23 protein-coding genes are annotated in these 24,076 nt (G+C 65.6%); 11 read left to right on the plus strand and 12 right to left on the minus strand.

The genetic code is table 11. The features are described 5' to 3' along the window. Window positions 1-7: 7 nt before the first annotated feature. The 4 genes from F7D01_RS03280 to F7D01_RS03295 all read right to left on the minus strand — a co-directional run bounded on the left by F7D01_RS03280 (window position 8) and on the right by F7D01_RS03295 (window position 5,776). The gene (locus tag F7D01_RS03280) at window positions 8-700 is read right to left on the minus strand and encodes a 2OG-Fe(II) oxygenase family protein (RefSeq protein WP_251567028.1); all 693 of its coding nucleotides are present in this window, start codon (window positions 698-700) and stop codon (window positions 8-10) included. Window positions 701-962: 262 nt separating this feature from the next. Further along, a complete protein-coding gene (locus F7D01_RS03285) occupies window positions 963-1,484 on the minus strand; it encodes a hypothetical protein (RefSeq protein WP_215228821.1) in 522 nt (173 codons plus the stop codon). A gap of 130 nt (window positions 1,485-1,614) precedes the next feature. Continuing rightward, the gene (gene clpB / locus F7D01_RS03290; RefSeq protein ID WP_215228822.1) at window positions 1,615-4,194 is read right to left on the minus strand and encodes an ATP-dependent chaperone ClpB; all 2,580 of its coding nucleotides are present in this window, start codon (window positions 4,192-4,194) and stop codon (window positions 1,615-1,617) included. Between the two features lie 136 nt (window positions 4,195-4,330). Continuing rightward, window positions 4,331-5,776 carry an ATP-binding protein gene (locus F7D01_RS03295; RefSeq protein ID WP_215229644.1) on the minus strand — a complete coding sequence of 482 codons (1,446 nt, stop codon included), beginning with the start codon at window positions 5,774-5,776 and terminating at the stop codon, window positions 4,331-4,333. 136 nt (window positions 5,777-5,912) lie between these two features. Here F7D01_RS03295 and F7D01_RS03300 point away from each other — a divergent pair, with 136 nt between their 5' ends. The 5 genes from F7D01_RS03300 to F7D01_RS03315 all read left to right on the plus strand — a co-directional run bounded on the left by F7D01_RS03300 (window position 5,913) and on the right by F7D01_RS03315 (window position 12,930). Continuing rightward, window positions 5,913-8,165, plus strand: coding sequence for an acylase (locus tag F7D01_RS03300; protein WP_215228823.1), 2,253 nt, complete (start codon window positions 5,913-5,915; stop codon window positions 8,163-8,165). A 33-nt stretch (window positions 8,166-8,198) separates the two neighbouring features. Further along, entirely contained in the window at window positions 8,199-8,399 is a 201-nt protein-coding gene (locus F7D01_RS15130; protein ID WP_251567030.1) for a hypothetical protein, read from the plus strand. Continuing rightward, the gene (locus F7D01_RS03305) at window positions 8,336-11,140 is read left to right on the plus strand and encodes a pitrilysin family protein (RefSeq protein WP_251567031.1); all 2,805 of its coding nucleotides are present in this window, start codon (window positions 8,336-8,338) and stop codon (window positions 11,138-11,140) included. Before F7D01_RS15130 ends, F7D01_RS03305 begins: the two co-directional genes overlap by 64 nt. 68 nt (window positions 11,141-11,208) lie before the next feature. Next, window positions 11,209-11,514 carry a hypothetical protein gene (locus F7D01_RS03310; protein WP_215228824.1) on the plus strand — a complete coding sequence of 102 codons (306 nt, stop codon included), beginning with the start codon at window positions 11,209-11,211 and terminating at the stop codon, window positions 11,512-11,514. An 81-nt stretch (window positions 11,515-11,595) separates the two neighbouring features. Further along, window positions 11,596-12,930: an AarF/ABC1/UbiB kinase family protein gene (locus F7D01_RS03315; RefSeq protein ID WP_215228825.1), complete on the plus strand. Its 1,335-nt coding sequence runs from the start codon at window positions 11,596-11,598 to the stop codon at window positions 12,928-12,930. A 15-nt stretch (window positions 12,931-12,945) separates the two neighbouring features. On the opposite strand, the gene F7D01_RS03320 is transcribed toward F7D01_RS03315, so the two are convergent. The 8 genes from F7D01_RS03320 to rpsU form a co-directional block, all read right to left on the minus strand. Then, window positions 12,946-13,497 (minus strand): hypothetical protein, encoded by a 552-nt coding sequence (locus tag F7D01_RS03320; protein ID WP_215228826.1) that lies wholly within the window; start codon window positions 13,495-13,497, stop codon window positions 12,946-12,948. Between the two features lie 62 nt (window positions 13,498-13,559). Then, window positions 13,560-15,059, minus strand: coding sequence for an Asp-tRNA(Asn)/Glu-tRNA(Gln) amidotransferase subunit GatB (gene gatB / locus F7D01_RS03325; protein WP_215228827.1), 1,500 nt, complete (start codon window positions 15,057-15,059; stop codon window positions 13,560-13,562). A 39-nt stretch (window positions 15,060-15,098) separates the two neighbouring features. Further along, entirely contained in the window at window positions 15,099-16,226 is a 1,128-nt protein-coding gene (locus F7D01_RS03330; protein WP_215228828.1) for an acyltransferase, read from the minus strand. Further along, the gene (gene gatA, locus F7D01_RS03335; RefSeq protein WP_215228829.1) at window positions 16,220-17,704 is read right to left on the minus strand and encodes an Asp-tRNA(Asn)/Glu-tRNA(Gln) amidotransferase subunit GatA; all 1,485 of its coding nucleotides are present in this window, start codon (window positions 17,702-17,704) and stop codon (window positions 16,220-16,222) included. The genes F7D01_RS03330 and gatA overlap by 7 nt, the downstream gene beginning before the upstream one ends. A gap of 100 nt (window positions 17,705-17,804) precedes the next feature. Continuing rightward, complete coding sequence (gene gatC / locus F7D01_RS03340) at window positions 17,805-18,107, minus strand: Asp-tRNA(Asn)/Glu-tRNA(Gln) amidotransferase subunit GatC (protein WP_215228830.1); 303 nt, start codon at window positions 18,105-18,107, stop codon at window positions 17,805-17,807. An 83-nt stretch (window positions 18,108-18,190) separates the two neighbouring features. Further along, a complete protein-coding gene (locus F7D01_RS03345) occupies window positions 18,191-18,934 on the minus strand; it encodes a PEPxxWA-CTERM sorting domain-containing protein (protein ID WP_251567032.1) in 744 nt (247 codons plus the stop codon). Window positions 18,935-19,117: 183 nt separating this feature from the next. Next, complete coding sequence (locus F7D01_RS03350; protein ID WP_215228831.1) at window positions 19,118-19,696, minus strand: FKBP-type peptidyl-prolyl cis-trans isomerase; 579 nt, start codon at window positions 19,694-19,696, stop codon at window positions 19,118-19,120. A 127-nt stretch (window positions 19,697-19,823) separates the two neighbouring features. Then, a complete protein-coding gene (rpsU, locus tag F7D01_RS03355) occupies window positions 19,824-20,030 on the minus strand; it encodes a 30S ribosomal protein S21 (protein ID WP_215228832.1) in 207 nt (68 codons plus the stop codon). A gap of 234 nt (window positions 20,031-20,264) precedes the next feature. Between rpsU and crcB the strand changes: the two genes are divergently transcribed. From crcB to F7D01_RS03385, 6 genes are read left to right on the plus strand one after another with little or no spacing between them, the layout of a single operon-like run. Beyond that, window positions 20,265-20,675 carry a fluoride efflux transporter CrcB gene (crcB, locus tag F7D01_RS03360; protein WP_215228833.1) on the plus strand — a complete coding sequence of 137 codons (411 nt, stop codon included), beginning with the start codon at window positions 20,265-20,267 and terminating at the stop codon, window positions 20,673-20,675. A gap of 18 nt (window positions 20,676-20,693) precedes the next feature. After that, the gene (locus F7D01_RS03365) at window positions 20,694-21,893 is read left to right on the plus strand and encodes an RluA family pseudouridine synthase (RefSeq protein ID WP_215228834.1); all 1,200 of its coding nucleotides are present in this window, start codon (window positions 20,694-20,696) and stop codon (window positions 21,891-21,893) included. Further along, on the plus strand, window positions 21,893-22,492 hold the full coding sequence (locus F7D01_RS03370) for an FMN-binding negative transcriptional regulator (protein WP_215228835.1): 600 nt from the start codon (window positions 21,893-21,895) through the stop codon (window positions 22,490-22,492). The genes F7D01_RS03365 and F7D01_RS03370 overlap by 1 nt, the downstream gene beginning before the upstream one ends. Next, window positions 22,489-23,145 carry an HAD-IA family hydrolase gene (locus F7D01_RS03375; protein WP_215228836.1) on the plus strand — a complete coding sequence of 219 codons (657 nt, stop codon included), beginning with the start codon at window positions 22,489-22,491 and terminating at the stop codon, window positions 23,143-23,145. Before F7D01_RS03370 ends, F7D01_RS03375 begins: the two co-directional genes overlap by 4 nt. Then, on the plus strand, window positions 23,138-23,350 hold the full coding sequence (locus F7D01_RS03380) for a hypothetical protein (protein WP_215228837.1): 213 nt from the start codon (window positions 23,138-23,140) through the stop codon (window positions 23,348-23,350). Before F7D01_RS03375 ends, F7D01_RS03380 begins: the two co-directional genes overlap by 8 nt. Then, window positions 23,347-24,054, plus strand: coding sequence for an ATP12 family chaperone protein (locus F7D01_RS03385; RefSeq protein ID WP_215228838.1), 708 nt, complete (start codon window positions 23,347-23,349; stop codon window positions 24,052-24,054). The genes F7D01_RS03380 and F7D01_RS03385 overlap by 4 nt, the downstream gene beginning before the upstream one ends. Window positions 24,055-24,076 lie beyond the last annotated feature (22 nt).

The raw sequence follows: 24,076 nt of genomic DNA on the forward strand, positions 1-24,076 counted from the left end.
CGGCCTATTAGCGATCCCGGCACCAGCCAGTTACCGCAAACCGGGCCGCGGGCGCGAACGGAGGTATGTAAGAAACGTTGTGTAGCTGAGGCACGCGGAATAAATTGAGTTGGTTGAACGAGGGTCGAAACCCTTGCTCGATATTGCCATCGGAACCGAAGAAGTTGAGATAACCGCCCCAGTCAGGGCGCCAATCGACTGGACACATATTCAGAACATATGCGATTTTCCACCCCTCTCCAACGTGGCTGTCGTTGTGTATAGAAAGAAAGTGGCCAGGTCCGTAATAGGTCGCCTGTGCGTCGGCTTTTATTAGACCTGACTCGCCGGTTATTTCGCTCACCAATTCCAAGAAAGGTCCGGCATTCACGTGCTCAAGCAGTGCATCATGGGCGCTGCCTGGCGACCAGCGCTCCAAATAGGCATCCAGCATGCGATATTGTCCGAAAGAAAATGCATAGGAACCCTGACGCATGGCCTCGAAGGTTCGCGCCTCGACACGCTTTAGCAGGGAGGGGGAGAGATCGCCGGCGCGCTCTCCGTGCGGTCCTTCCGAACCGGCCTGCCACGCCAAACCCCAAGGCGTTCCGCTTTGCAAAACTTCGAAGAGATTTTTGGCGCTTTCCCCCGTCAAAAGGTCAGCGACCTGTACCCTCCCAGTTCGCTCAAATGCCGTAGCCAAAGCGCCACGATCAATCACCGGATTCAGTTCGAATAGCTCCAGTCCGCCTCTGCACATCTCGCTTCGAACCCCGATATTGACGTTTACTAGGAACTTTCAATTAATTCCGTTGTCTAAGCTTCGACACGCTTGCCGACGTTATCGCGCACCGTATCTCGCCTTGGGTGCGTGCACATAACATTCCTTTATCTTTGTAGTGAATCTTCGTTCGGCAGCTTCGCTATACAAATTGCGAATTAGTGCGGGGTGCATGGCGCAACATGTACGCGATTCGCGGCCGCTACCGCCGTCGCTTGATCCGAAAGGCCGGACGACCACTGATCCTTGCCATGTAGTTTCCCAAAATCGCGCGCTTGATAACAATTGACTCTCCGCTTTTCGGTTCCGTCATGTAGCCGCTTTCGGATTGCTCCCAGACTGCACCGTTTTCAAGCGTCAGAACGTAATGGCCTTCACCCCCACCGACCGATTTAATCGTCGTCGTCAGCTCCTCAATCTTTTCTTCTTCTGCCTCACTGCCACCATTCACAAAGGGCGCATCGGAAGACGGAAAGCCAAATAGGTTCCGCCGAGACTTCGCGAGGTTCTCCCGGCTCACGACGATAATTTCTTTCGCATCCCGAACACGTTGAAGTTCGCGAACATTGCCATCGAAGCATTCAAGCCGTTGTGACGAATCCGTGATTTCTTGGCACAAGATGACATCGCCGATAATCGACTGAGGATCATCCTCTGCCAGACATAGACTCGGATATCCTAGCGCCAGTGCAACTACAATTGCGGCGTACCATTTGAAATGCATCGGTTATCTCTCTTATCTGGATCGTTATCTCGTTACCGCGGACGAGAGGCTCACATATCACTTTGGCCTCTGCAAGCCCGGATTCACGGGGATGATCACCTGGTTATCGATCCCCTAGCTGTGTGATCTTCTACCCCACCCGCATCTCCAGCGCGCCGTCGCCTTCGTCGATCTTCACCGTGCTGCCGTCGGGCACTTCCCCGCGGAGGAGTTTGTCGGCGAGCGGGTCCTGCAGATAGCGCTGCACCGCGCGCTTCAGGGGCCGTGCGCCGTAGACCGGGTCGTAGCCCACCCGCCCCAGCCAGCGGCGCGCCGCGTCGGTGAGGTCAAGCGTGATCTTGCGATCCGCCAGCAGCTTCTGCACCCGCGCGACCTGGATATCGACGATCGGGGCCATGTGCTCCTGCGCCAGGCGATGGAACAGGATGATCTCGTCCAGCCGGTTCAGGAACTCGGGACGGAAATGTCCGCGCACGACGTCCATCACCTGGGGCTCGACATCCTCTACCGATTGCTCGTCGGTCATGTTGGAGAGGAACTGACTGCCAAGGTTCGAGGTCAGGATGATCAGCGTGTTTGAGAAGTCGACCACCCTGCCCTGCCCATCCGTCAGGCGCCCATCGTCGAGCACCTGCAGCAGAACGTTGAACACATCGGTATGCGCCTTCTCGACCTCGTCGAACAGCACGACCTGATAGGGCCGCCGCCGCACCGCTTCGGTCAGCACGCCGCCTTCCTCGTAACCGACATAGCCCGGAGGCGCGCCGATCAGCCGGGCGACCGCATGCTTCTCCATGAACTCGCTCATGTCGATGCGGACCATCGCTTGGTCGTCGTCGAACAGGAAGCCGGCGAGTGCCTTGGTCAGCTCGGTCTTGCCGACGCCGGTGGGGCCGAGGAACAGGAAGCTGCCCAGCGGCCGGTTCGGGTCCTGCAGACCGGCGCGCGCACGGCGCACGGCCTTGGAAACGGCCTCCACCGCCTGTTCCTGCCCGATCACCCGTTTGCCGAGGATCGCTTCCATCTGGAGGAGCTTCTCACGCTCGCCCTCCAGCATCCGGTCGACCGGCACGCCGGTCCAGCGGCTGACCACGCCGGCGATGTCGTCCTCGGTCACTTCCTCGCGCAGCAGGGCGTTCTCGGTCTGGCCGCTTGCCTCGGCGAGCTTCTTTTCCAGCTCGGGGATCCTGCCGTAGGAAAGCTCGCCCGCCTTGGCGAGGTCGCCTGCGCGCTGCGCCTGTTCCAGCTCGATCCGCGCCTGGTCGAGCTCTTCCTTCAACCGGCTTTCGGCGTTGATCTTGTCGCGCTCGCCCTGCCAGCGGGCGGTCAGCGCGCTCGATTGCTCCTCGAGCCCCGACAGTTCCTTGCGCAGGTTCTCCAGTCGATCTTTCGAGGCGCTGTCGCTTTCCTTCTGCAGCGCCTGCTCCTCGATCTTGAGCTGGATGATCCGCCGGTCGAGCGCCTCGATCTCCTCGGGCTTGGATTCCACTTCCATGCGGATGCGCGACGCAGCCTCGTCCATCAGGTCGATCGCCTTGTCGGGGAGGAAGCGGTTCTGGATATAGCGATTGGAGAGCTGCGCCGCCGCGACGATCGCGCCGTCGGTGATACGCACGCCGTGGTGCAGCTCGTACTTGTCCTTGATCCCGCGCAGGATGCTGATCGTGTCCTCGACGCTCGGTTCGTCGATATAGACCGCCTGGAAGCGCCGCTGGAGCGCAGGGTCCTTCTCGACATATTTCTGGTATTCGTCGAGCGTCGTCGCACCGATGCAATGCAGTTCGCCGCGCGACAGGGCGGGCTTCAGCAGGTTGGAGGCGTCCATCGAACCTTCAGAAGCACCCGCGCCGATCAGCGTGTGCATCTCGTCGATGAACAGGATGATCTGGCCTTCCGCGCCCTTCACCTCGTCGAGCACGGCCTTCAACCGCTCTTCGAACTCGCCGCGATATTTCGCGCCCGCGATCAGCGCGCCCATGTCGAGGCTCATCAGCGTGCGGCCCTTGAGACTGTCGGGCACGTCGCCATTGGCGATGCGCAGCGCCAGCCCTTCGGCGATGGCGGTCTTGCCGGTGCCGGGTTCGCCGATCAGGGCGGGGTTGTTCTTGGTTCGGCGGGCGAGGATCTGCACGGTGCGACGGATTTCCTCGTCCCGGCCGATAACCGGATCGAGCTTGCCCGCGCGCGCCGCCTCGGTCAGGTCGCGGGCGTATTTCTTCATCGCGTCATAGGCTTCTTCGGCGCTCGCGGTGTCGGCATTGCGGCCGCCCGCAACCTCCTGAATCGCGTTCTCCAGCGCCTTCACCTCGACCCCGGCGGCCTTCAGCGCCTGTCCGGCATTGGTCGTGGTCGCCAGCGCCAGCGCCTGCAGCAGCCGCTGAACGGGGACGTAGCTGTCGCCCGCCTTGGTCGCGATCTGTTCTGCCTGGTCGAGCACGCGCACGCTATCGTTGTCGAGGCCCGGCGTCTGCTGCGCCCCGCCCCCGCTTACCGCCGGTATCTTGCCAAGCGCGGTATCGACCTCGCTTTCGACGTCACGCGGATTGCCGCCTGCGCGAGCGATGAGCCCGGAGGCCATACCTTCCGGGTCCTCGATCATCGCCTTCAGGATATGCGCGGGCGTGATCCGCTGATGGTTCATGCGGATGGCAACGGTCTGCGCGGCCTGGAGGAAACCCTTCGCGCGGTCGGTGAACTTTTCGAGATTCATGGGTGGAATGTCCCCTTGTTTCGACTACCGGGCCAAGATGGTGTTGCGGTTTTGCAACACAAGATCGGCGCCAAGATTTTTGCTCGGCGATAGTGATATAGGGGTCTCCCGCAAGGGTGCGAGAGCGGTGGGTGTTTTATTGCACCGACACACCTTCCAGGCCGGGCACCAGCAGCGTGCGTCCGCCGCCATATTCCTCGCGCACCACGATCAGGCCGAGCCGTTCGAGATGGTCGAGCAGGCGGCGGATGCGGCCCGGCGAGCTGGTGCCGTACACCCGCGCCAGCTCGTCGTCGTCCGGCGCGGGGGCACCCAGCGCGTTCGCGGTGGCGATGGTGAGAAAGGGGGCGAGGATATCGTCGTCCACGCCCTCGCCCAGCTCCAGCACGCGGGCGCGGACATGGTCGTCGAGATTGCCCATCCGGACGCTCGCGAGCGCGAAGCGGCGCTGGAACGCGGCCATGTCCATCGGCACGCCGGGGATGCGCGCCTGGCGGCACCGGGTGAGGAAGCCCTGATACTGGCGGCTCGCCGGGCGATAGGTCGCGCCGTCCTCGTTCGCGATTTCGCGCAGGATCGCATCGACCCGTGCCTCGCGTTCCCCGTCGTCCTCGGTCGGCGCAGGAGCCGCGGCGGCTTCGCGCTCGACCAGCCCGCGCTCGATTTCCTCGACCGGCGGTGGCGGGGGAGCGGGCGGCGGGGGTGGCGGCGCGGCGGCGACTTCCTCTGCCAGGTCCTTCACCAGCAGGCTCTCCATCTCGGCGCGCGGAGCCTCGGGCAGCGGCATCAACCCCTCGACCGCGAGCGCCTTGCCGGTCTTTACCGGGCCGATCTTCACCGCTTGCGGACGGCGGCTGATCGCGGGGCCGAGTGCGAGAAAATGCCCACGTTCGAGATCGCGGATCCGCTCCGCCTGCCGCCGCTCCATGCCGAGCAGGTCTGCCGCGCGCTGCATGTCGATGTCGAGGAAGGTCCGCCCCATCAGGAAGTTGGAAGCTTCGGCCGCGACATTCTTCGCCAGCTTGGCCAACCGCTGGGTCGCGACGATCCCGGCCAGACCGCGCTTGCGCCCCCGGCACATCAGGTTGGTCATGGCGGACAGCGTCATGCGGCGCGTGTCCTCCGCCATCTCCCCGCCCTGCGAGGGCGCGAACATCTGCGCCTCGTCTACCACCACCAGCGCGGGATACCAGTGCGCGCGAGGCGCATCGAACAGCGCGTTCAGGAACTGCGCGGCGCAGCGGATCTGCTGCTCAACCTCCAGCCCCTCCAGCGCCAGCACCACGGAGGCGCGGTGTTCGCGGATGCGGCCCGCCAGCGCCTCGATCTCCGCCGCGGAATAGGCCGCGGCGTCGATCACCACATGGTCGAACACATCGGCGAGCGAAGCGAAATCGCCTTCCGGATCGATCACCACCTGCTGCACCAGCCCGGCGCTCTCTTCCAGAATGCGGCGCAGCAGATGCGACTTGCCCGAACCGCTATTGCCCTGGACGAGCAGGCGGGTCGCGAGGAGCTCCTCCACGTCGAACGTCACCGCCTGTGCGGTCGAATCATGTCCGATGGTGATGCGCGTACCCATGGCCCCAGCGTAGCGAAGGGGATCGCCCAGGCGGAAGGGCGGCAGCCGGAGTTTTCCCGATTCGCCCGCGCGACCGGTTTTCCCCTTCACCCGCATCGCCCGCCCGGCTAGGCCAGCGATGGAGGAGAGGTTGCACATGAAAACTCTGGGGCGGATCGGACTGGGTGTGCTCGCGCTGGTCCTGGTGGTTCTCGTCGGGCTGATGGTGTGGGAACCCTTCTTCGCCCGGCAGGGAGAGGCACCGCAAACCAGCCGCGCCTACACCGCCGAAATCGTGCGCGACGAGTTCGGCGTGCCGCATATCTATGGCAAGACCGATGCCGACGTCGCCTACGGCGTTGCGGTCGCCCATGCGCAGGACGACTTCTTCACGCTGCAGGACGTGGTGGCGATGAGCCGGGGTCGCTATGGCGCGATCGCGGGCGAGGACGGGGCGCAGGTCGATTTCCTCTACCATTTGCTCGACGCGCGCGGCGTGGCCGATCGCAACTGGCCGCAGGTCCCCGCCGATACGCGGGCGCTGTTCGATGCCTATGCCGCCGGTCTGAACGATTATGCGCAGGCGCATCCGGGCGAGATCAAGCTCGCCAACCTGTTCCCGGTCCACGGGAAAGACATCGCGGCGGGTTTTGCGCTGCGCCAGCCGCTGTTCTTCGGGCTCGGCAGTGTGATCGGTCCGCTCGTGTCCGGCGAACCGCTGACGCCCGAGCACGGGCCCAAGATTCCCGGCGCGACGCGCCAACCAGCAATCGGCGACGCGCCGCCGATCATGGACGAGCGACCCGCAGCGGCCAAACCCGTCGCCAGCCGGGTGAACACACCCGTCGCGCTGGGCGAGGAAGCGGCGATGTCGGGCTCCAACGCCTTTGCCGTCGCGCCTGCCAAAGCGGGCGGTCCAACCACGCTCATCTCCAACGCGCACCAGCCATGGCGCGGCGGCGTCGCGTGGTACGAACTGGTCGTCGAAAGCGGCGAAGGCTGGCATTATGCCGGGGCGACCTTCCCCGGCTCGCCCTACCCCTTCCTCGGCCATAACGAACATCTGGGCTGGACCAACACGGTCAACACGCCCGACATGGTCGATGTCTACCAGTTGGTGCTAGACGACAGTGGGACCCGCTATCGCCTCGACGGGAAATGGGTGCCGCTGGAACACGAGACGGTCACCCTGCCCGTAAAGCTCGGCCCGCTGGTCCTGCCCATTCGCAAGGACATCTGGCGCTCGGTCCACGGGCCGGTGATCAAGAACGACAAGGGCGCGTTCGCCGTCCGCTATGGCGGGATCGGGCAGCTGGGCCAGCTGGACGCCTATTACCGCCTCAACAAGGCGAAGACCTACGACGAGTGGCGCACCATCCTGTCGCGCATGGCGATCCCCAGCACGAACTTCATCTATGGCGACGAAGCCGGCAACATCGCCTATATCTACAACGCCTCGATCCCCGACCGGCCCGCCACGCTCGACGGCAAGCCGATCGATTGGCGCGGCATCCTCCCCGGCGACGACAGCCGCCTGATCTGGCAGCGCAGCGTACCCTTCGACAGCCTGCCGCAGTACAAGGACCCCGCCAGCGGCTGGCTGTTCAATTCCAACAACACGCCCTTCATCGCCGCCGGTCCGGGCAGCGACCTCTCCCCGGACTCCGTCCCGCCGGAAATGGGCGTCGAATTGAAGATGACCAACCGGGCGCGCCGCGCGTGGAAGCTGATGAGCGACGCCCCGCTGCTCGACCGGGAGAACCTGGCGCGGATCAAGTACGACACCGCCTACGAGTCCGCCGGCTACATCGCGCACATGATGGCCGACGTCGCCGCGCTGCGTCCGCGCACCCGCGAGATGCAGGCGGCCCAGGCGCTGATGCTGCAATGGGACGGGAGCGAGGACAATGTCGGGCGCGCCGACGCTCTGGCGCTGCTGATGATCAAGCCCTTCATGGCGTCGAGCTACAACAACGTTCCCTGGCCCGATGCGGGTGAGGAGCTGAAACGCTCGGCCGATCACCTGATGCGCGTGTTCGGGCGGCTCGATCCGCCGATGAGCGAGTTGCTGCGGTTGCGCCAGCCGGTCGGCCCCTATGCCGTAGATCTGCCGCTCGACGGCGGGTCGGACACGCTGCGCGCATCCACGCTGTGGGACATCGATCCGGACGGCAAGCTGAGCGTGAAGCACGGCGACAGCTTCATCCAGTGGGTCGAATGGCTGCCCGGCCAGCGAGTAAGTTCGCGCTCGATCGAGCCCTACGGCGCGGCGACCACTCGGCCCGACAACCCGCACTATTCCGACCAGGCGACGCTGTTCATCCAGCACCGCCTGAAGCCGGTCCATTTCTGGCGCGACGATGTGATTGCGAACGCACATTCGCGCCTTGTCGTATCGAGCGCGCGGTAGGATAACGCACGCATTCCTTGGGGAGAATCACCGATGTTGAAGACCACCGCCGTCAGCCTGCTCGCGATTTCGCTGGCCGGGTGCGCCACCATGAGCGACAGCCAGATGGAGCGCGCGGACGCAGGCACGTCGCTCGCCAGTGCCGAAGATACCATCGGCGATCCCGCCCCGTGTCCGAACTCGTCGACGAAGTGTCGATCCCCTACGACAGCTTCAAGCTCGCGAACGGCCTGACCGTGCTGGTGCATGAGGATCGCAAGGCACCGATCGTGGGCGTATCCGTGTGGTACAAGGTCGGATCGAAGAACGAGCCGAAGGGCAAGACCGGTTTCGCCCACCTGTTCGAGCACCTGATGTTCAACGGCTCCGAACATTCGCCGGGCGATTTCTTCGAACCGCTGCAGCAGGTCGGGGCGACCGACTTCAACGGAACCACATGGTTCGACCGGACCAATTATTTCGAGACGGTGCCGACCGGCGCGCTGGACCGCGCGCTGTTCCTCGAAAGCGACCGGATGGGCTATCTCCTCGGCGCGATCACGCAGGAGAAGCTCGATAACCAGATCGGCGTGGTCCAGAACGAGAAGCGGCAGGGCGACAACCAGCCCTACGGCCTCGTCGAATACGAGCAGCTGGAAAATCTCTATCCGGTCGGGCACCCCTACCACCACTCCACCATCGGTTCGATGGAGGACCTGTCCGGTGCGACGCTGGACGATGTGAAGAGCTGGTTCCGCGACCATTACGCACCGAACAACGCCGTGCTGGTGCTGGCCGGCGACATCGACCTCGCCACCGCGAAGGAGAAGGTGACGCACTGGTTCGGCGCGATTCCTTCCGGCCCGGCGGTAGCGCCGGTGGACGCACCCGTCCCCACACTGGATGCACCCAAGTCGAAAACGATCAAGGATCGCATCGCGACCCCGCGCATCTATCGCATGTGGGCGGTTCCGGGCCTGAACGATCCCGAATTCCTGCCGCTGTCGATGGGCGCAAGCGTGCTCGGCGGCCTTGCCAGTTCGCGTCTCGACGATGCGCTGGTGCGCGGCCAGGAACTGGCGGTGAGCGTTTCCGCCAGCCCCCAGATCTTCGCCCAGGCGGGCCAGCTGGTGATCTACGCCGATGCCAAGCCCGGCGTGACCGAGGAACAGCTCGGCGCCGCGCTGGACGCCGAAATCGCCAAGTTCGTGAAAGAAGGCCCGACGGCAGACGAGTTGCAGCGCGCCACCACCACTTACGCCGCCGGCCAGATCCGCGGACTGGAGCAGGTCGGCGGGTTCTCCGGCAAGGCACCGACCTTGGCCGAGGGGCTGCTCTATCAAGGCGATCCTGCCGCCTACAAGGACACGCTGGAACGCGCTGCGGCGATGACGCCCGAGCGCGTGCGCGAAGTAACCGCCAAGTGGATGTCGCGGCCCGCCTTCTCGCTCGTCATCGAACCGGGCGACCGGACCGAGGGCGGCGAGAACCGCGGCGGCTGGTCGTTCAACGGCGGCACCGGGGCCTGGGCCTTCACGATGGACGGCACCGGCGGCGCGGCCCCGGCCTATTACGCGGCACCGGGTACGATGGCCGCTGCGGCTGCCACGACGGCGGAGGCCGATCGCAGCCAGTTACCCCCTGTTGGTACTCTCGCCCCGCTCGACTTCCCGAAGATCGAGCGCACGACGCTTTCCAATGGCATGCAGGTCTATTTCGCGCATCGCGATGCGGTGCCCGTGGTCACCATGCGTGTTTCCTTCGATGCCGGCTATGCCGCCGATCCGAAGGACGAGCTCGGCATCCAGTCGCTGATGCTGGAGGCGATGGACGAGGGGACCGAGGATCTGACCGCCAGCGAGCTTGCCACGGAGAAGGAGCGGCTGGGCGTCAATCTCTACGGCACGGCCGATCTCGACACGACCGATTTCGGGCTCGACGCGCTGACGCCCAACCTCGACCCGTCGGTGGCACTGCTGGCGGATTATATCCGCTACCCCGCCTTCCGCCCGGCCGATCTGGAGCGCGTGCGCACGCAGCAGGAAACGCGGATCAAGAACGAGCTGAACAACCCCGGGCAGATCGCGGCCCGCGCCCTGCAGCCGCTGCTCTACGGGACCGACCACCCCTACGGCGTCGCGCCCAGCGGCACCGGCGACCTGGAGGTGGTGCAGAACCTGACCCGGGAAGACCTCGCGGCGTTCCATGACAAATGGCTGCGCCCCGATGCGGCCAAGGTGTTCGTGGTCGGCGATACCTCGCTCGCCGCGGTGAAGGCCGCGCTGGAGAAGAGCTTCGGCGACTGGAAGGCCCCGGCGGGGCCTGCCCCGACGAAGAATTTCGACGTGCCCGTACCGCCACAGACATCGCGCATCATCCTGATCGATCGCCCGCAATCGCCGCAATCGGTGATCGTCGCCGGTCGCATCCTGAATGCCAAGGGGACCGACGACCTCGTCGCGCTGCGCGCCGCCAACGAGGTGTTCGGCGGCAGCTTCCTGTCGCGGATCAACATGAACCTGCGCGAGACGAAGGGGTGGTCCTATGGCGTGCGTAGCCAGATCGGCAGCCCGATCGATCGCACCAGCTTCATGATCTATGCCCCGGTCCAGGCGGATCGCACCGGCGATTCTATCGTCGAGCTGCGCAAGGACCTGACCGCCTACACCGAAGGCGGCGAAGGTGTGACCGCGGAGGAGTTGACCCGGCTCGTCAACGGCAGCGTACGCGAACTGCCGGGCCAGTTCGAGACGAGCCGCGATGTGCTTGGCGGAATTGCCAACATCGTCGAATACGATCGTCCCGACGATTACTACGAGACGCTGGCGGCGAAGTATCAGGGCCTGCAGGCCTCGCAGCTCGATGAACTGGCCGCGGCCGACTTCCTCGGCAACGACCTCGTCTTCGTGGTGGTTGGCGATGCCGAGAAGGTGCGCCCGCAGCTCGAAAAGATCGGCCTGCCGATCGAGGAACGCGAAGCCCCCGCCATCCGTTGACATCCATGTAAGTAGCGGCGCGCCCCGCCGACGCTTATCTCAATTTGTCCCAGAGAGGAGTTTATCGAATGTCCGTTGCAGGTACCTATGAAACCGTCGTCAAGAGTCCGATGGGCGACCAGAAGGGCACTTTCACCGTCGTGCCCGGCGACGATGGCAAGACCTTCACCGGCAGCATGGCCGGCGGCATGGGCTCCATGGACGTGAAGGACGGCACCATCGACGGCGACACGCTGCGGTGGAAGATGGACATGACCGTCCCCATGCCGATGACGCTCGACTGCACTGCCGACGTGAACGGCGATCAGATGACCGGCAAGGTCAATGCCGGCGCCTTCGGCGACATGCCGCTGACGGGCGAACGCAAGGACTGATCTACGGTCCGATGAATTTACGAAGGGGCGTCGGGAGCGATTCCGGCGCCCCTTTCGTTTGGATCGCATGAGGCGCGCGCAGTGAGTGACGAGGACCGGAAGCGGGAGCGGGGGCGCGCAGTACCAAGCGGGCGCGCCAGCCGGCTCGGCGTGTTCGGGCGGCTGGCAGGCGGGCTCGCCGGCGGGATGGCTGCGGAAGGTGCGCGGCGGCTGGCACGGGGCGAACGCCCTCGCATGCGCGACATGATCCTCACCCATGGCAATGCTGCGCGCATGGCCGACCGGCTGTCGCATCTGCGCGGCGCGGCGATGAAGATGGGCCAGATGATCAGCATGGACGCGGGCGACATGCTGCCGCCCGAGCTGGCCGAGATTTTGGCCCGCGTGCGCGATCAGGCCAACCGTATGCCGCCACGCCAGTTGCGCGACGTGCTGAACCGCGAATGGGGCGAAGGGTGGCGCGCGCGCTTTTCCGCCTTCGACGCGACCCCGCTCGCCGCCGCCTCGATCGGCCAGGTTCACCGCGCGACGACGCAGGACGGGCGCGAACTGGCGATCAAAGTGCAATATCCCGGCGTCCGCCAGAGCATCGATGCGGATGTCGACAATGTAGCGAACCTGCTGCGTGTCTCCGGCCTCTTGCCCAAGGAACTCGACCTCGCGCCGTTGCTGTTGGAGGCCAAGCGACAATTGCACGACGAGGCCGATTACGAGCGAGAGGGCGCGCAGATGATGCGCTACCGCGCTCTTCTATCGGGTGAGCAGGACTATGTGGTCCCCGCCATCGCGCCGGATTTCTCGACTGCCAACGTGCTGGCGATGGATTACCTGCCCGGCCGCCCGATCGAGGCGCTGGTCGACGCTCCACAGGAGGAGCGCGACCGGGTGACGGCCAGCATCATCGCGCTGGTGCTGCGCGAACTGTTCGAATTTGGCGTGATGCAGACCGATCCGAACTTCGCCAATTTTCGCTACCAGCCCGAGACCGGTCGACTGGTGCTGCTCGATTTCGGCGCGACCCGCGATGTGGAGCCGGAGGTCGCCGCCGTCTATCGCCGCCTGCTCGCGGCGGGGCTGGCCGAGGATCGCGACGCGGTCCGCGCGGCGGCGGTGGAGGCAGGCTTCGTCGGCCCGGGCGTGCTGGAACACCACCGCGAGCCGCTCGACCGCATCATCGATATCATCGTCACCGAAATGAGCCGCAAGGGGCCGTTCGATTTCGGCGACCGCGCCTTCGTCGGCACCGTCCGAGACCTCGGCATGCAGATAGCCGCCGATCGCGCCATTTGGCACATCCCGCCGATCGAGACGCTGTTCGTCCAGCGCAAGATCAGCGGCACCGCGCTGCTCGGCGCCCGGCTTGAGGCACGGGTGGACGTGCGGGGAATGGTGGAGGAACGGGTTGCGCCGGGCTGATCCGTCGACTTCCCCCTACCCCCTCAAACCGTCGAGCATGCCATCGAAGGCCGGATCATATTTCAGCGCAATGCGACGAAAGACAGCTGCGGTCTTGTTAAGTTCGGTCTTGCCCGCACAACTGTGCTGCTTTGCTGCGAGCCGACGATCTCTACTCGCGATTGCGAGTTCGTAGCTTGAACCATCGGTGCAGATCACGCCCTCGCGCCCGAAATAGGGGCGTTGCGCAAGTTCCTCGATCGCATCCGAACTCATGCGGTCGATAATCACCTCCGCATCACGATCGGAAATCTCGAACTCGTTCTGCCGGCTCACCGTCTCCGCACCCAGGGTCCAGCGGTAGCCGACGACGCGCATCCGCCATTTCCCGTCGTCGCGAAATATCGTGACCTGCTGCGCGGCTGGTGCGGGCTTCAAACTCGCCCGCATCGTCGCGGAATAGGCCGCAGAAAGATCGGAGGGCGCCTCGCAGACATCGAACAGGAAGTCTCCGGCAGGGATGTCCTCAGGGCAAGCGGCCCAGGTTGCAGCCGCCGACATGGCAAGCGAGAATGCTAAACCCAGCAAGACAATTTCCCTTCGCTAAAGGCGCACCTTTCTAGGCTACCGACGCAAGTCTGCCAATCGCGTCAGCCGTCCAGCTTTGCTTTCAGCAACTGGTTGACCACGCCGGGGTTCGCCTTGCCCTGCATCGCCTTCATCGTCTGGCCGACGAAGAAGCCGAACAGCTTGTCCTTGCCCCCGCGATATTCGGCAACCTTGTCTTCGTTGGCGGCGAGGATTTCGTCGATCTTCGCCTCGATCGCGCCGGTGTCGCTTACCTGTTTCAGCCCTTCGGCATCGGCGATTTCTTCCGGATGGCGACCGGTCCTGAGGACGATCTCGTAGATCTCCTTCGCCTGCCCGCCCGAGATTTCGCCCGCATCCTGCATCTTAAGGATCGCGGCCTGCGCCTGCGCGCTGGCGTGGGCAGGGTTCGCCTCGTCCCCAAGCGACTTCACCACGCCCGGCGCGACGGAAAGCGACCAGTTGGCGACCTGCGTCGCGACCGCGGCTTCCGGCTTGCCCAGCGCGGTGGCCGTTTCGGCCAGCAGCATCTCGAACCGCTCGAACGTCTCGACCTCGGCCGTCAGCTCGCGCGCGTTGTATTCGGTGAGGCCCAGTTCGCCAGTATAGCGCGCGCGCTTGGCATCGGGCAGCTCCGGTAGCGACGCCCGGCATTCGGCCAGGAAATCCTCGTCCAGCTCCAGCGGCAGCAGGTCGGGATCGGGGAAGTAGCGGTAATCGTGCGCGTCTTCCTTGCTGCGCATGGTCCGCGTAGTGCCGGTGCCGGGATCGAACAGGCGCGTTTCCTGGTCCACCGTCCCGCCGTTTTCCAGTACGTCGACCTGCCGGTTCGCCTCGTATTCGACCACCTGCATTACAAAGCGCACGGAGTTGACGTTCTTCGTTTCGGTCCGCGTGCCGAATTCCTCGCCCGGCTTGCGCACGCTGACATTGACGTCGGCGCGCATGGAGCCCTCCTCCATATTGCCGTCGCACGATCCGACATAGCGCAGGATGCTGCGCAGCTTGCGGACATAGGCCCCGGCTTCTGCGGGGCTGCGCATGTCGGGTCGGCTGACGATCTCCATCAGCGCGACGCCGCTGCGGTTCAGATCGACATAGGACATGGTCGGATGCTGATCGTGCATCAGCTTGCCCGCGTCCTGTTCGACGTGGATGCGCTCGATCCCGATGACCTTGTCCTCCGGGATGCCCGCCTTCTCGTCCGCGTCGATGGTCAGCTGGCCCTCGCCCACGATCGGATGGTAGAGCTGACTGATCTGGTAGCCCTGCGGCAGATCGGCGTAGAAGTAGTTCTTGCGGTCGAACCGGCTCCACGCATTAATCTGCGCCTCGATCGCCATGCCGGTGCGCACCGCCTGCCGGATGCATTCGCGGTTCGGCACCGGCAGCATGCCGGGCATCGCGGCGTCGACCAACGACACCTGCGAATTGGGCTCCGCCCCGAACGCGGTGGAGGCACCGGAGAAGAGCTTGGCTTTGCTGGTGACCTGCGCGTGAACCTCGAGGCCGATCACGACCTCCCATTCGCCGGTGGCACCCTGGATACGATAGCTGGACATGGTCTTGCCTCTAATAGCGACGGGCGCGGGTGTGAAGCATCACTTCGCAGGCGGCGCGAGCCGCTTCGTCCAGTGGCGCGCAGGCTCCTCGATCGTGCGCCACGCCAGCCACGCGGTGGTGAGTGCACCGGCCAGCAGCGCGAGGCTGATCGCCGTGGCGAGCGCAGGCGGCGGGGCCATGCTGAGCAGGCCGTATTTGTTCAGTCCGGGCGCAATCCAGTCCGCATGGCCGAGCGCATCGAATATCCACGGCCCGAACCGGTTGGGCAGGATCACCCAGAACAGATGGACCATGAACAGCGCGAAGCTGAGCTTCCCCAGCCAGACGAAGGGCGCGGCGTGGAGAAGGCGCGCGACATGCCCGCGATCGCGCGCGAAGACGAGCACCATGGCGGCGAAGAGCGGCGCGGCGAGCAGGACCCAGCGTCCATCCTTGCCAGGGATCCACAGCAGCCAGATCAGGAGCGCGATCAACCCGATTTCCAGAACCGTCAGCAGGGTCGCACTTATCTCCCTCCGCGCAAATTGCTGGTGGATGCGCCAGGTCAGCAGGCCGATGGCGAAATCGAACAGCCCGCGCTGGAGCAGCGAGCCGAAGCCCACCACCGAGATATGGTTCCACAGCCCCCATGCGGCGGCAACGGCGAGCATGGCGGCGACGGCAATTGCGACCGCGCCGCGCCCGAACAGCAACGCGGCGAGCGCATACAGCACCATCTCCACCCCCACGGCCCAGCTGACCGGAGCGTAGAAATTGCCGGCCCCGACCGCGAAGGCATCCAGCAGGAAAGCGCCCCTGACCCACTCCATGGGAGGGTGCGCCTGATGCAGGATCGGGCGGAACACGATGAATTCGAGCAGAGTGAAACCCGCAACCACCGCAAGATGCAGTGGAAAGACCCGGCCGAAGCGGATCAGAAGGAAGCTGCCGCGCGGATAGCCATGCGCAAGCCGCGCGCCATAGCTCATCGCGATGACAAAGCCCGACAGTACGAAGAAAAAATCGACCAGCATCCAGCCCGAGCGGAACGGCGTCCACCCCGACACCCAGCCGAAATCGCCCATGTGGTAGAAGACGATGAACAGGGCCGCGATCCCGCGCAGCGAATCGAGCGCGACGAACCTTTCCGGCGTGCCCCCGGCCGGGGCCGCGCGGATGGCTACCACCAGCGTTCCGGTTTCGCGGTGAAGCCAGCGCGTTGTTCGATGGCAAGGCCAGCGTTCAGCACCCCCTGCTCGTCGAAGGGCTTGCCGACGATCTGGAGGCCCAGCGGCAGGCCGTCATCGTTCAGCATCGCGGGCACGCTCATCGCGGGCAGCCCGGCAAGGCTGGCGGGTACGGCAAACACGTCGTTCAAATACATCGCCAGCGGATCGTCGCTGTTTTCACCCAGCGGGAAGCTGGCAGTGGGCGTGGTCGGGGCGAGGATCACGTCGCAATCTGCCCAGGCACGCTCGAAATCGCGGGCCACCAGCGCGCGGACTTTCTGCGCCTGCGTGTAGTAGGCATCGTAGAACCCCGCGCTCAGCACATAGGTGCCGATCAGGATGCGCCGCTTCACCTCGTCGCCGAAGCCGTCGGCGCGGGTCGCGGCGTACATGTCCTGCAAGCCCGCCCCCTCGGGCAGGTCGCGCAGGCCATAGCGCACGCCGTCATAGCGCGCGAGATTGCTCGAGGCTTCGGCAGGCGCGATGATGTAATAGGCGGGCAGCGCGTATTTCGTATGCGGTAGCGAGACGTCGACGATCTCCGCACCCGCATCGCGCAGCCATTCCTTGCCCCGTTCCCAGCTGTCGAGGATCGCCTGGTCGGTGCCGTCCATGCGGTATTCGCGCGGAATGCCGACGCGCTTGCCCTTCAGATCGGCGTTCAGCCCCGCTTCCCATTCGGGTACGGGCATGTCGAGGCTGGTCGAATCCTTCGGATCGTAACCCGCCATCGCTTCCAGCATGATGGCGCAATCGGTGACGTCCCGCGCCATCGGCCCGGCCTGATCGAGGCTGCTGGCGAAGGCGACCACGCCCCAGCGCGAACAGCGGCCATAGGTCGGCTTGATCCCGGTGATGCCAGTGAAAGCGGCGGGCTGGCGGATCGAGCCGCCGGTGTCGGTGCCGGTCGCGGCAGGCGCGAGCCGTGCGGCAACCGCGGCGGACGACCCGCCCGAACTTCCTCCGGGGGCAAGCGCGGCATTGCTGCCCGCCTTCCGCCAGGGCGAATTGACGTTGCCGAAATAGCTCGTTTCGTTCGAGCTACCCATCGCGAACTGGTCGAGATTGAGCTTGCCCAGCATGCCCGCGCCCGCGTCCCACAGGTTCTGCGACACGGTGCTTTCGTATTGGGGCACGAACCCTTCGAGGATGTGGCTGGCCGCGGTGGTCTGCACGCCCTTGGTCGCGAACAGGTCCTTCATCCCGATCGGCACGCCCGCCATCTTGCCCAGCGGCTTTGCTTCGGCGCGCGCGGCATCGACCGCGTCCGCAGCCTCCAGCGCCTGCTCCGGCGTGGCGACGATGAAGGCGTTGAGCGCGTCCTGCGCCGCCGCGACATTCGCGTTGAAGGCTTCGGCCACCTCGCGCGCGGTGAAATCGCCCGCCGCGACGCCGTCGCGGATCGCCTTCACGCCCAGTTCTGTCAGGTCGGTCATGCTTACCTCGTCACCCCCGCAAAGGTGGGGGTCCCATGAAACGGAGCGCGGCATGCGCCACGCTGGATTCCCGCCGCTGCGGGAATGACGGATGGGATCGTCACTCGATGACCTTCGGCACACCGAAGAAGCCGTGTTCGGCTACGGGCGCGTTGGCCAGCACCTGGTCACGCACGCCGCCACCGGTCAGCGGGTCGGCATCGACCACGTCGTCGCGCAGCCGCTGTGCACGCGGGATGACGGCCGTCATCGGTTCGACACCGGCCACATCCACCTCGCCCAGCTGTTCGACCCAGCCGAGGATGTTGTTGAGTTCGGGCACCATGCGCTCCAGCGCCGCGTCATCCATGCGGATGCGCGCCAGCGAAGCGATCTTGGCCACGGTCTGCTTGTCTACGGACATGGGGACGCCGGTTAGCGCCCCCGTCCGTGCGCATCAAGCACGCGCGCTCTTCTTGCGAAGGAATTCGGACCGATTGTCCGAAATCAGGCGTAACGAACGGTGCGCGAAACGCGCGGCGTCCGGCTGCGCTGGCGACGCATGCCGAAACCGATCGCGCCGAAGCCCAGGATCAGCATCATCCAGGTCGCCGGTTCGGGCACGCCCGGGACACCCTGCGCCACGACCGCGCCCAGCTTGAAGCTGTCGGTCACCTGATTGCGGGGGGTCAGCGCGCCGACGATCCAGTTGGCGGACGTCCCGCCCGATTCGTTCGCCGCCCAGCGGCTGCCGGTGCCGCCATAGCTGTTGTCGCTGGAGGTGATCAGCGAATTGATCTTGGACACCGAGGAACCGTTCCAGCCCTTCGTATCGCCGGAGGATAGCGACGCGAAGGTCACGTCGGTATCGCCATAGGCGGACAGATAGGCGTAGGGCAGCGAGACCGGCTGGTCGAAGGTCAGCAGGATGAAGTCGCTGCCGAACGAATTGTCGATCGTGTGCGTGTTGTTGGCGCCGCGACCTTCGAGGAAGTTCGTCACGCCCAGACCGTTCGCGTAATCGCCGAGATAGGCGCTGGTGACGACGTTCATGAACACCGACCAGGCGGAAGCGGTGACGTTGATCGTCTGGCCGTTATCCGTGCCCGTAAAGGTACGGGTGTTGCCCGGAGCGCCACTCGTGGAGCTGGAATGCTTCGTACCGAAATTGATGGTCGGCGCCGCGCTGGCGGGCATGGCCATCATCGATGCGCCGATAACGGCGGCGGAAATAACACTCAGACGTTTCATGGCCGTCGGCCCTCCTTCACCCGGATCATCGCCCCTGCGATGTGCGGTCATGAAGAAAGGATTAATTCGGCCCCTGGTCGCTGACAATCGCCGCGAATACACCCGTCCCGCGTTGAGACAGCGACCGGCAACCCGAAGGAAAGGCTCCAAATTCCCGAGGCGGGAACTTGGTCTGCACTATCCTTAATTGCCAGCCGGTGCCGAATCGGGCGCCTGCGTTGCCCCCGGCGCGCCACCCTGCTGCTGCATCATCATCTGCTGCAGCATCTGGACACGACGCTCCGCATCCTCACGGCTCATGAAGTCGTTCACGGTAACGTCGAAGACAAGATCGCTGTTCGGCGGGATCGGGGCACCGGGCGGCGGGCTGTCGCCATAGGCGAGGTCGGAAGGAATCTCGATCCGGTACTTGCCGCCCTTCTCGGTGCGTTGCAGCCCTTCCACGAAGCCGGGGATCATCTGCCCATCCTCCAGTAGCATCGGCGTGCCCGGCGGCAGGATGCCCGGGGGGAAGGGCGAAGGCTGCGACTGGTCGAAGGTTTTCCCGTCGGGCAGCTTGCCGACATAATCGATGAACACGACATCGCCGATCTGTGGGCTGGTGCCGTTGCCGGCCTCGAGCTCGGTCACCTTGACCCCGCCCGGAACCGCGGCCCAGGCGACGCCCGCGGCGACCAGCAGCGCGAGGATCACGCCGATCCACAGCTTGGCCAGCGAGCCCTTGGCGATCGGCCGGAGCGGTACACGGGTAATCTCGGTCATCGATAGAGGTCCTGCGATCTGAAACCGCGCGCCGGACAAGCGAAGGGCGCGGGAGGCGATATGCCCACCCGCGCCCTTTGGCGTGTCTCGGCCCGATCTTCAAGCCGGGCGTATGAACGCAGGCGGTTTATACCGCGCCGTCGCGCTCCATCCGCTTACGCTCCATCTTGCGGGCGCGGCGAACGGCGGCGGCCTTTTCACGGGCGCGCTTCTCGCTCGGCTTCTCGTAGTGGCGGCGCAGCTTCATCTCGCGATACACCCCCTCACGCTGCAGCTTCTTCTTGAGCGCGCGGAGAGCCTGGTCGACATTGTTATCGCGAACGACGATCTGCATAGAGTTCACTACCTTTCAATTCGATCGGTCAGAGCCCGCGTGATTCGCCCGATCGATTCGGGAGGCGGCGGGTCACCGTCTGTAAATGCAACGAAAATGCGCCCGTAACCGTTCCGGACGGGCGCCATCGCGGTCCCTATAGGACTTCGCGCGTCTCGAAGCAAGGTCCCGTACCACTCCTGCCGCGCCGTGGCAGGCTTGCCACAGCGGCGGGCAAGTCTATGGAGCCCATATATGGCTACGACCCCTCCCCTTACCGCCACCGCGCTGGTCTTCGCCGGCGGCGGCACCGGCGCGGTGCTGCGCTATCAGCTCGGCCGGGCGATGACCGGGTGGCTGGGGCCGCAGACTATAACGGCCTTCCCATGGGCGACGCTGGCGGCCAACGTCATCGGCAGCCTCGCCATGGGGCTGCTCGCCGGATTCCTCGCCCGTCACGGTGCGGCGCAGGGCGAGACCTGGCGCATTTTCGTGGGAGTAGGGCTGCTCGGCGGGTTCACCACCTTTTCCAGCTTCAGCCTGGAACTGATGCTGCTGATAGAGCGCGGCCAGCCCTCGCTTGCCCTCACCTATGCCGGGGTTTCGTTGCTGGCGGGTCTCGTCGGGCTCTATATCGGCCTTATCGCCATGCGGCTGACGGCATGACCCTTCGACAAGCTCAGGATGATCGCAATGTCTGATGAAGTCCGCCAGTTCGCGGTCGCGCCCGACGACGACGGTATCCGGCTCGACCGGTGGTTCAAGCGCAACCTGCCGCAGGTAGGCTTCGGTACGGTCAGCCGCTGGGCGCGCACCGGTCAGCTGCGCGTCGACGGCGGCCGTGCCAAGGTGGACGATCGGCTGAGCGCCGGGCAGGTGCTGCGCATTCCACCCGGCGGTGAGGATACGCGCCGGAAGACTGCGACCCGCCGTGAACTGACGCCCGAGGAAATCGAACTGGCCGAGAGCATGGTGATCGCGCGCACCAACAGCGCGATCGTCCTCAACAAGCCGCCGGGTCTCGCAACGCAGGGCGGCACCAAGACGCACCGCCACGTCGACGGTCTGCTCGACGCCTATCATACCGACGACGAGCCCCGCCCCCGGCTGGTCCACCGGCTCGACAAGGATACCAGCGGCGTGCTGCTGATCGCACGCACGCCGGGCAGCGCGGCGAGCTATTCCAAGCGCTTTTCGGGCCGCAGCGCGAAGAAGATCTACTGGGCGTTGGTCGTGGGCGTACCCGATGTGCACGAGGGCACCATCGACGCCGCGCTGGCCAAGCAGCCGGGCACCGGCGGCGAGAAAATGCATGTCGACGAGGAAGGGGGCCAGCGGGCCGTCACCCGTTACCGCGTGGTGGAGCGCGCAGGCAACCGCGCGGCGTGGGTCGAGCTGGAGCCGATGACAGGGCGCACCCACCAGCTGCGCGTGCACATGGCGGCGATCGGCCACCCCATCGTGGGCGACGGCAAGTATGGCGGACAGGACGCGTTCCTGACCGGCTCCATCAGCCGCAAGATGCACCTCCATGCGCGGCGTCTCGTCATCAGCCAGCCCAAGCTCGACGGTGGCGGCCAGCTGGACGTAACCGCCGATCTGCCCGAACATTTCGCTGCGAGCATGGAGCAGATGGGCTTCGACCTGTCGCTGAGCGCGGCGGAGCCGCTGCGCGACGAAGCCCCCGAACGGACCAAGGCCGAAAAGAAGCAGGCCGCGCGCGCCCATTTCAAGCAGGTCCGCAAATCGAAGCGTGGCGAGCGGCGCAATCGCGGTGCGACCGCCCCCACCGGCAAGCTGGGGAAGAAGTCGCCGTCCGGGGCGAAGCGCAAAGGCCCGACGAAGGGATCACCCGCAAAAGGATCGCCTAAGGGGCGCGGCTGATGCACCCCAACCCGCTCTTTCGCAGCGAGGATCGCGCGCTGTTCGAAAGCCTGATCGACCAGGTCGGCTTCGGCATGGTGTTCCTGACCACGCCCGATGGCCCGCGCGTGGCGCATACCCCGCTGCTGTCGACCGGTGACGGCGCAGTGCAGTTTCACCTCGCGCGCGGCAATGCGCTGACCCGCCATCTCGACGGCGCGACCGCGCTGATCGTCGTGAACGGGCCGGACAGCTATGTCAGCCCGCGCTGGTATGCCGACCGCGCGCAGGTGCCGACCTGGGACTATCTCGCGCTAGAGCTGGAAGGCCGCGTGCGGCGCATGGACGAAGACGGGGTCGAGGCGCTGCTCCACACGCTGATCGAGCGGCACGAGAACCGGATCGAGGGCGAGCCCTGGCGGGCGGAGGAGACCCCGGCCGATCGCTGGGACGGGCTGCGGCGTGGCATCGTCGGCTTCGAGCTGGAGGCGCAGGCATGGCGGCCCACGGTGAAGCTGTCGCAGAAGAAGTCGCCGGAAGAGCGCGACACCATCGCCGCGCAACTCGCAGCCCATGGCTCGCCCGCGCTCGCGCAATTGATGCGGGCGCTCGTCGCGTGAGCGTACGCCTCGCCGTGTTCGATTGCGACGGCACGCTGGTCGATGGCCAGGGCGCGGTGTGCGAGGCGATGGAGACCGCCTTCGCCGAAGCGGGTCTGCCCACCCCCGACCGGCACGATATTCGCCAGATCGTGGGGCTGAGCCTGCCGATGGCCCTGCGCCACCTCGTTCCCGACGCGCCCGCCGAGCAGCGGGCGCACGCGGTGGAGGCCTACAAGACCGCGTTCCGCTCGGCCCGCGAAGCCGGGCAAGTCTCGGAACCGCTCTATCCCGGCATCGCCGATCTTCTCCGCGAGCTGAAGGCCGATGGCTGGGCGCTTGCGGTTGCGACCGGCAAGTCCGACCGGGGCCTGCGCGCCTGCGTGGCGACGCACGGGCTCACCGACCTGTTCGACAGCCTGCAGGCGGCCGATTTTCATCCGTCCAAGCCCGCGCCGGAGATGCTGCTCGCGGCCCTTGACGAATGCCTGGCCGAGCCCGCGAACAGCGTGATGATCGGCGATACGATCTACGATATCGAAATGGCGGCTGCGGCGGGCGTGCGATCGATCGGGGTCGGCTGGGGCTATCATCCCCCGGACACGCTCCTCTCCGCCGGAGCGGTGGGCGTGGCGAACACCGCAGCCGAGCTGAGGACGATGATCGATGGCTGACGAAACCCGCATCGCCAATCGCTACTGGCTGCTCCAGCTGGTGCGGCTGATCTGCGTGGTCGCCGCGGTCTATGGTGCCGCAATCACTGCGCACGCGGTGGAAGGCGATGCCACACTGGGCGGCGTGTTGTTCATCGCGGGAACCGTCGGTTTCTTCTTCGGGCCTCTGCTGCTCGCCCGTCATTGGCGCGGGAGCGACCGGTGAAGCGCTTCTGGAAGGATGTGACGGTCGAAGAGGTCGCGGGCGGCTATCAGGTCGCGCTCGACGGGCGACCGCTGAAGACCCAAGGCAAGGGCGAGCAGATCGTGCCCTCGCGGGCGCTGGCCGAAGCGCTCGCGTGCGAATGGCGGGCCCAGGGCGAGGATGTCGATGCCGCCGCCTTCCCCAACCGCGACATGGCCGATTTTGCCATCGACCGGATCGCGACGGGCGCGGAGGACGCGGTCGGCAAGCTGCTGGCCTTCGCGGAGACCGATACGCTGTGTTACCGCGCCGATCCCGACGAGCCGCTTTTCCGTCGTCAGCAGGAGCTGTGGGAGCCGCTGCTGACCGCCCTCGAAGCCCGCGAAGGCGTTCGCTTGGCGCGTGCTAGCGGCGTTATGCATCGCCCGCAGCCGGGCGAGACCATCGAGACACTGCGGGCTCGCCTGCAGAACGTCGATCCGTTGACCCAGGCGGCGCTGCTGCAAATGGCGTCGCTCGCCGCCTCGCTCACCATCGCGCTGGCCGCGCTGGAACCGGACGCCGACATCGAGGCGCTGTGGAACGCCGCCAATCTGGAAGAGGACTGGCAGATCGAGCTGTGGGGCGAAGACGCGGAGGCCGCAGCACGCCGCGCCGACCGCGCGGCCCGCTTCGCGATGGCGGCGCGGTTTGCCCTCGCCGTCCGATCGCGCGATGATGGCTAGGTACCTCGGCGCCACAACCGGC

The organism is Erythrobacter sp. 3-20A1M, assembly GCF_018636735.1.
Taxonomy (GTDB): domain Bacteria; phylum Pseudomonadota; class Alphaproteobacteria; order Sphingomonadales; family Sphingomonadaceae; genus Alteriqipengyuania.

Coding starts and splice junctions, on each gene's coding strand:
- F7D01_RS03300 (WP_215228823.1), top strand. CDS start 5,913: ATGAAAACTCTGGGGCGGATCGGACTGGGTGTGCTCGCGCTGGTCCTG.
- F7D01_RS03380 (WP_215228837.1), top strand. CDS start 23,138: ATGGCTGACGAAACCCGCATCGCCAATCGCTACTGGCTGCTCCAGCTG.
- crcB (WP_215228833.1), top strand. CDS start 20,265: ATGGCTACGACCCCTCCCCTTACCGCCACCGCGCTGGTCTTCGCCGGC.
- F7D01_RS03295 (WP_215229644.1), bottom strand. CDS start 5,776: ATGGGTACGCGCATCACCATCGGACATGATTCGACCGCACAGGCGGTG.
- gatB (WP_215228827.1), bottom strand. CDS start 15,059: ATGTCCAGCTATCGTATCCAGGGTGCCACCGGCGAATGGGAGGTCGTG.
- F7D01_RS03350 (WP_215228831.1), bottom strand. CDS start 19,696: ATGACCGAGATTACCCGTGTACCGCTCCGGCCGATCGCCAAGGGCTCG.
- F7D01_RS03365 (WP_215228834.1), top strand. CDS start 20,694: ATGATCGCAATGTCTGATGAAGTCCGCCAGTTCGCGGTCGCGCCCGAC.
- F7D01_RS03310 (WP_215228824.1), top strand. CDS start 11,209: ATGTCCGTTGCAGGTACCTATGAAACCGTCGTCAAGAGTCCGATGGGC.
- F7D01_RS15130 (WP_251567030.1), top strand. CDS start 8,199: ATGTTGAAGACCACCGCCGTCAGCCTGCTCGCGATTTCGCTGGCCGGG.
- clpB (WP_215228822.1), bottom strand. CDS start 4,194: ATGAATCTCGAAAAGTTCACCGACCGCGCGAAGGGTTTCCTCCAGGCC.
- gatC (WP_215228830.1), bottom strand. CDS start 18,107: ATGTCCGTAGACAAGCAGACCGTGGCCAAGATCGCTTCGCTGGCGCGC.
- F7D01_RS03370 (WP_215228835.1), top strand. CDS start 21,893: ATGCACCCCAACCCGCTCTTTCGCAGCGAGGATCGCGCGCTGTTCGAA.
- F7D01_RS03345 (WP_251567032.1), bottom strand. CDS start 18,934: ATGAAACGTCTGAGTGTTATTTCCGCCGCCGTTATCGGCGCATCGATG.
- F7D01_RS03285 (WP_215228821.1), bottom strand. CDS start 1,484: ATGCATTTCAAATGGTACGCCGCAATTGTAGTTGCACTGGCGCTAGGA.
- rpsU (WP_215228832.1), bottom strand. CDS start 20,030: ATGCAGATCGTCGTTCGCGATAACAATGTCGACCAGGCTCTCCGCGCG.
- gatA (WP_215228829.1), bottom strand. CDS start 17,704: ATGACCGACCTGACAGAACTGGGCGTGAAGGCGATCCGCGACGGCGTC.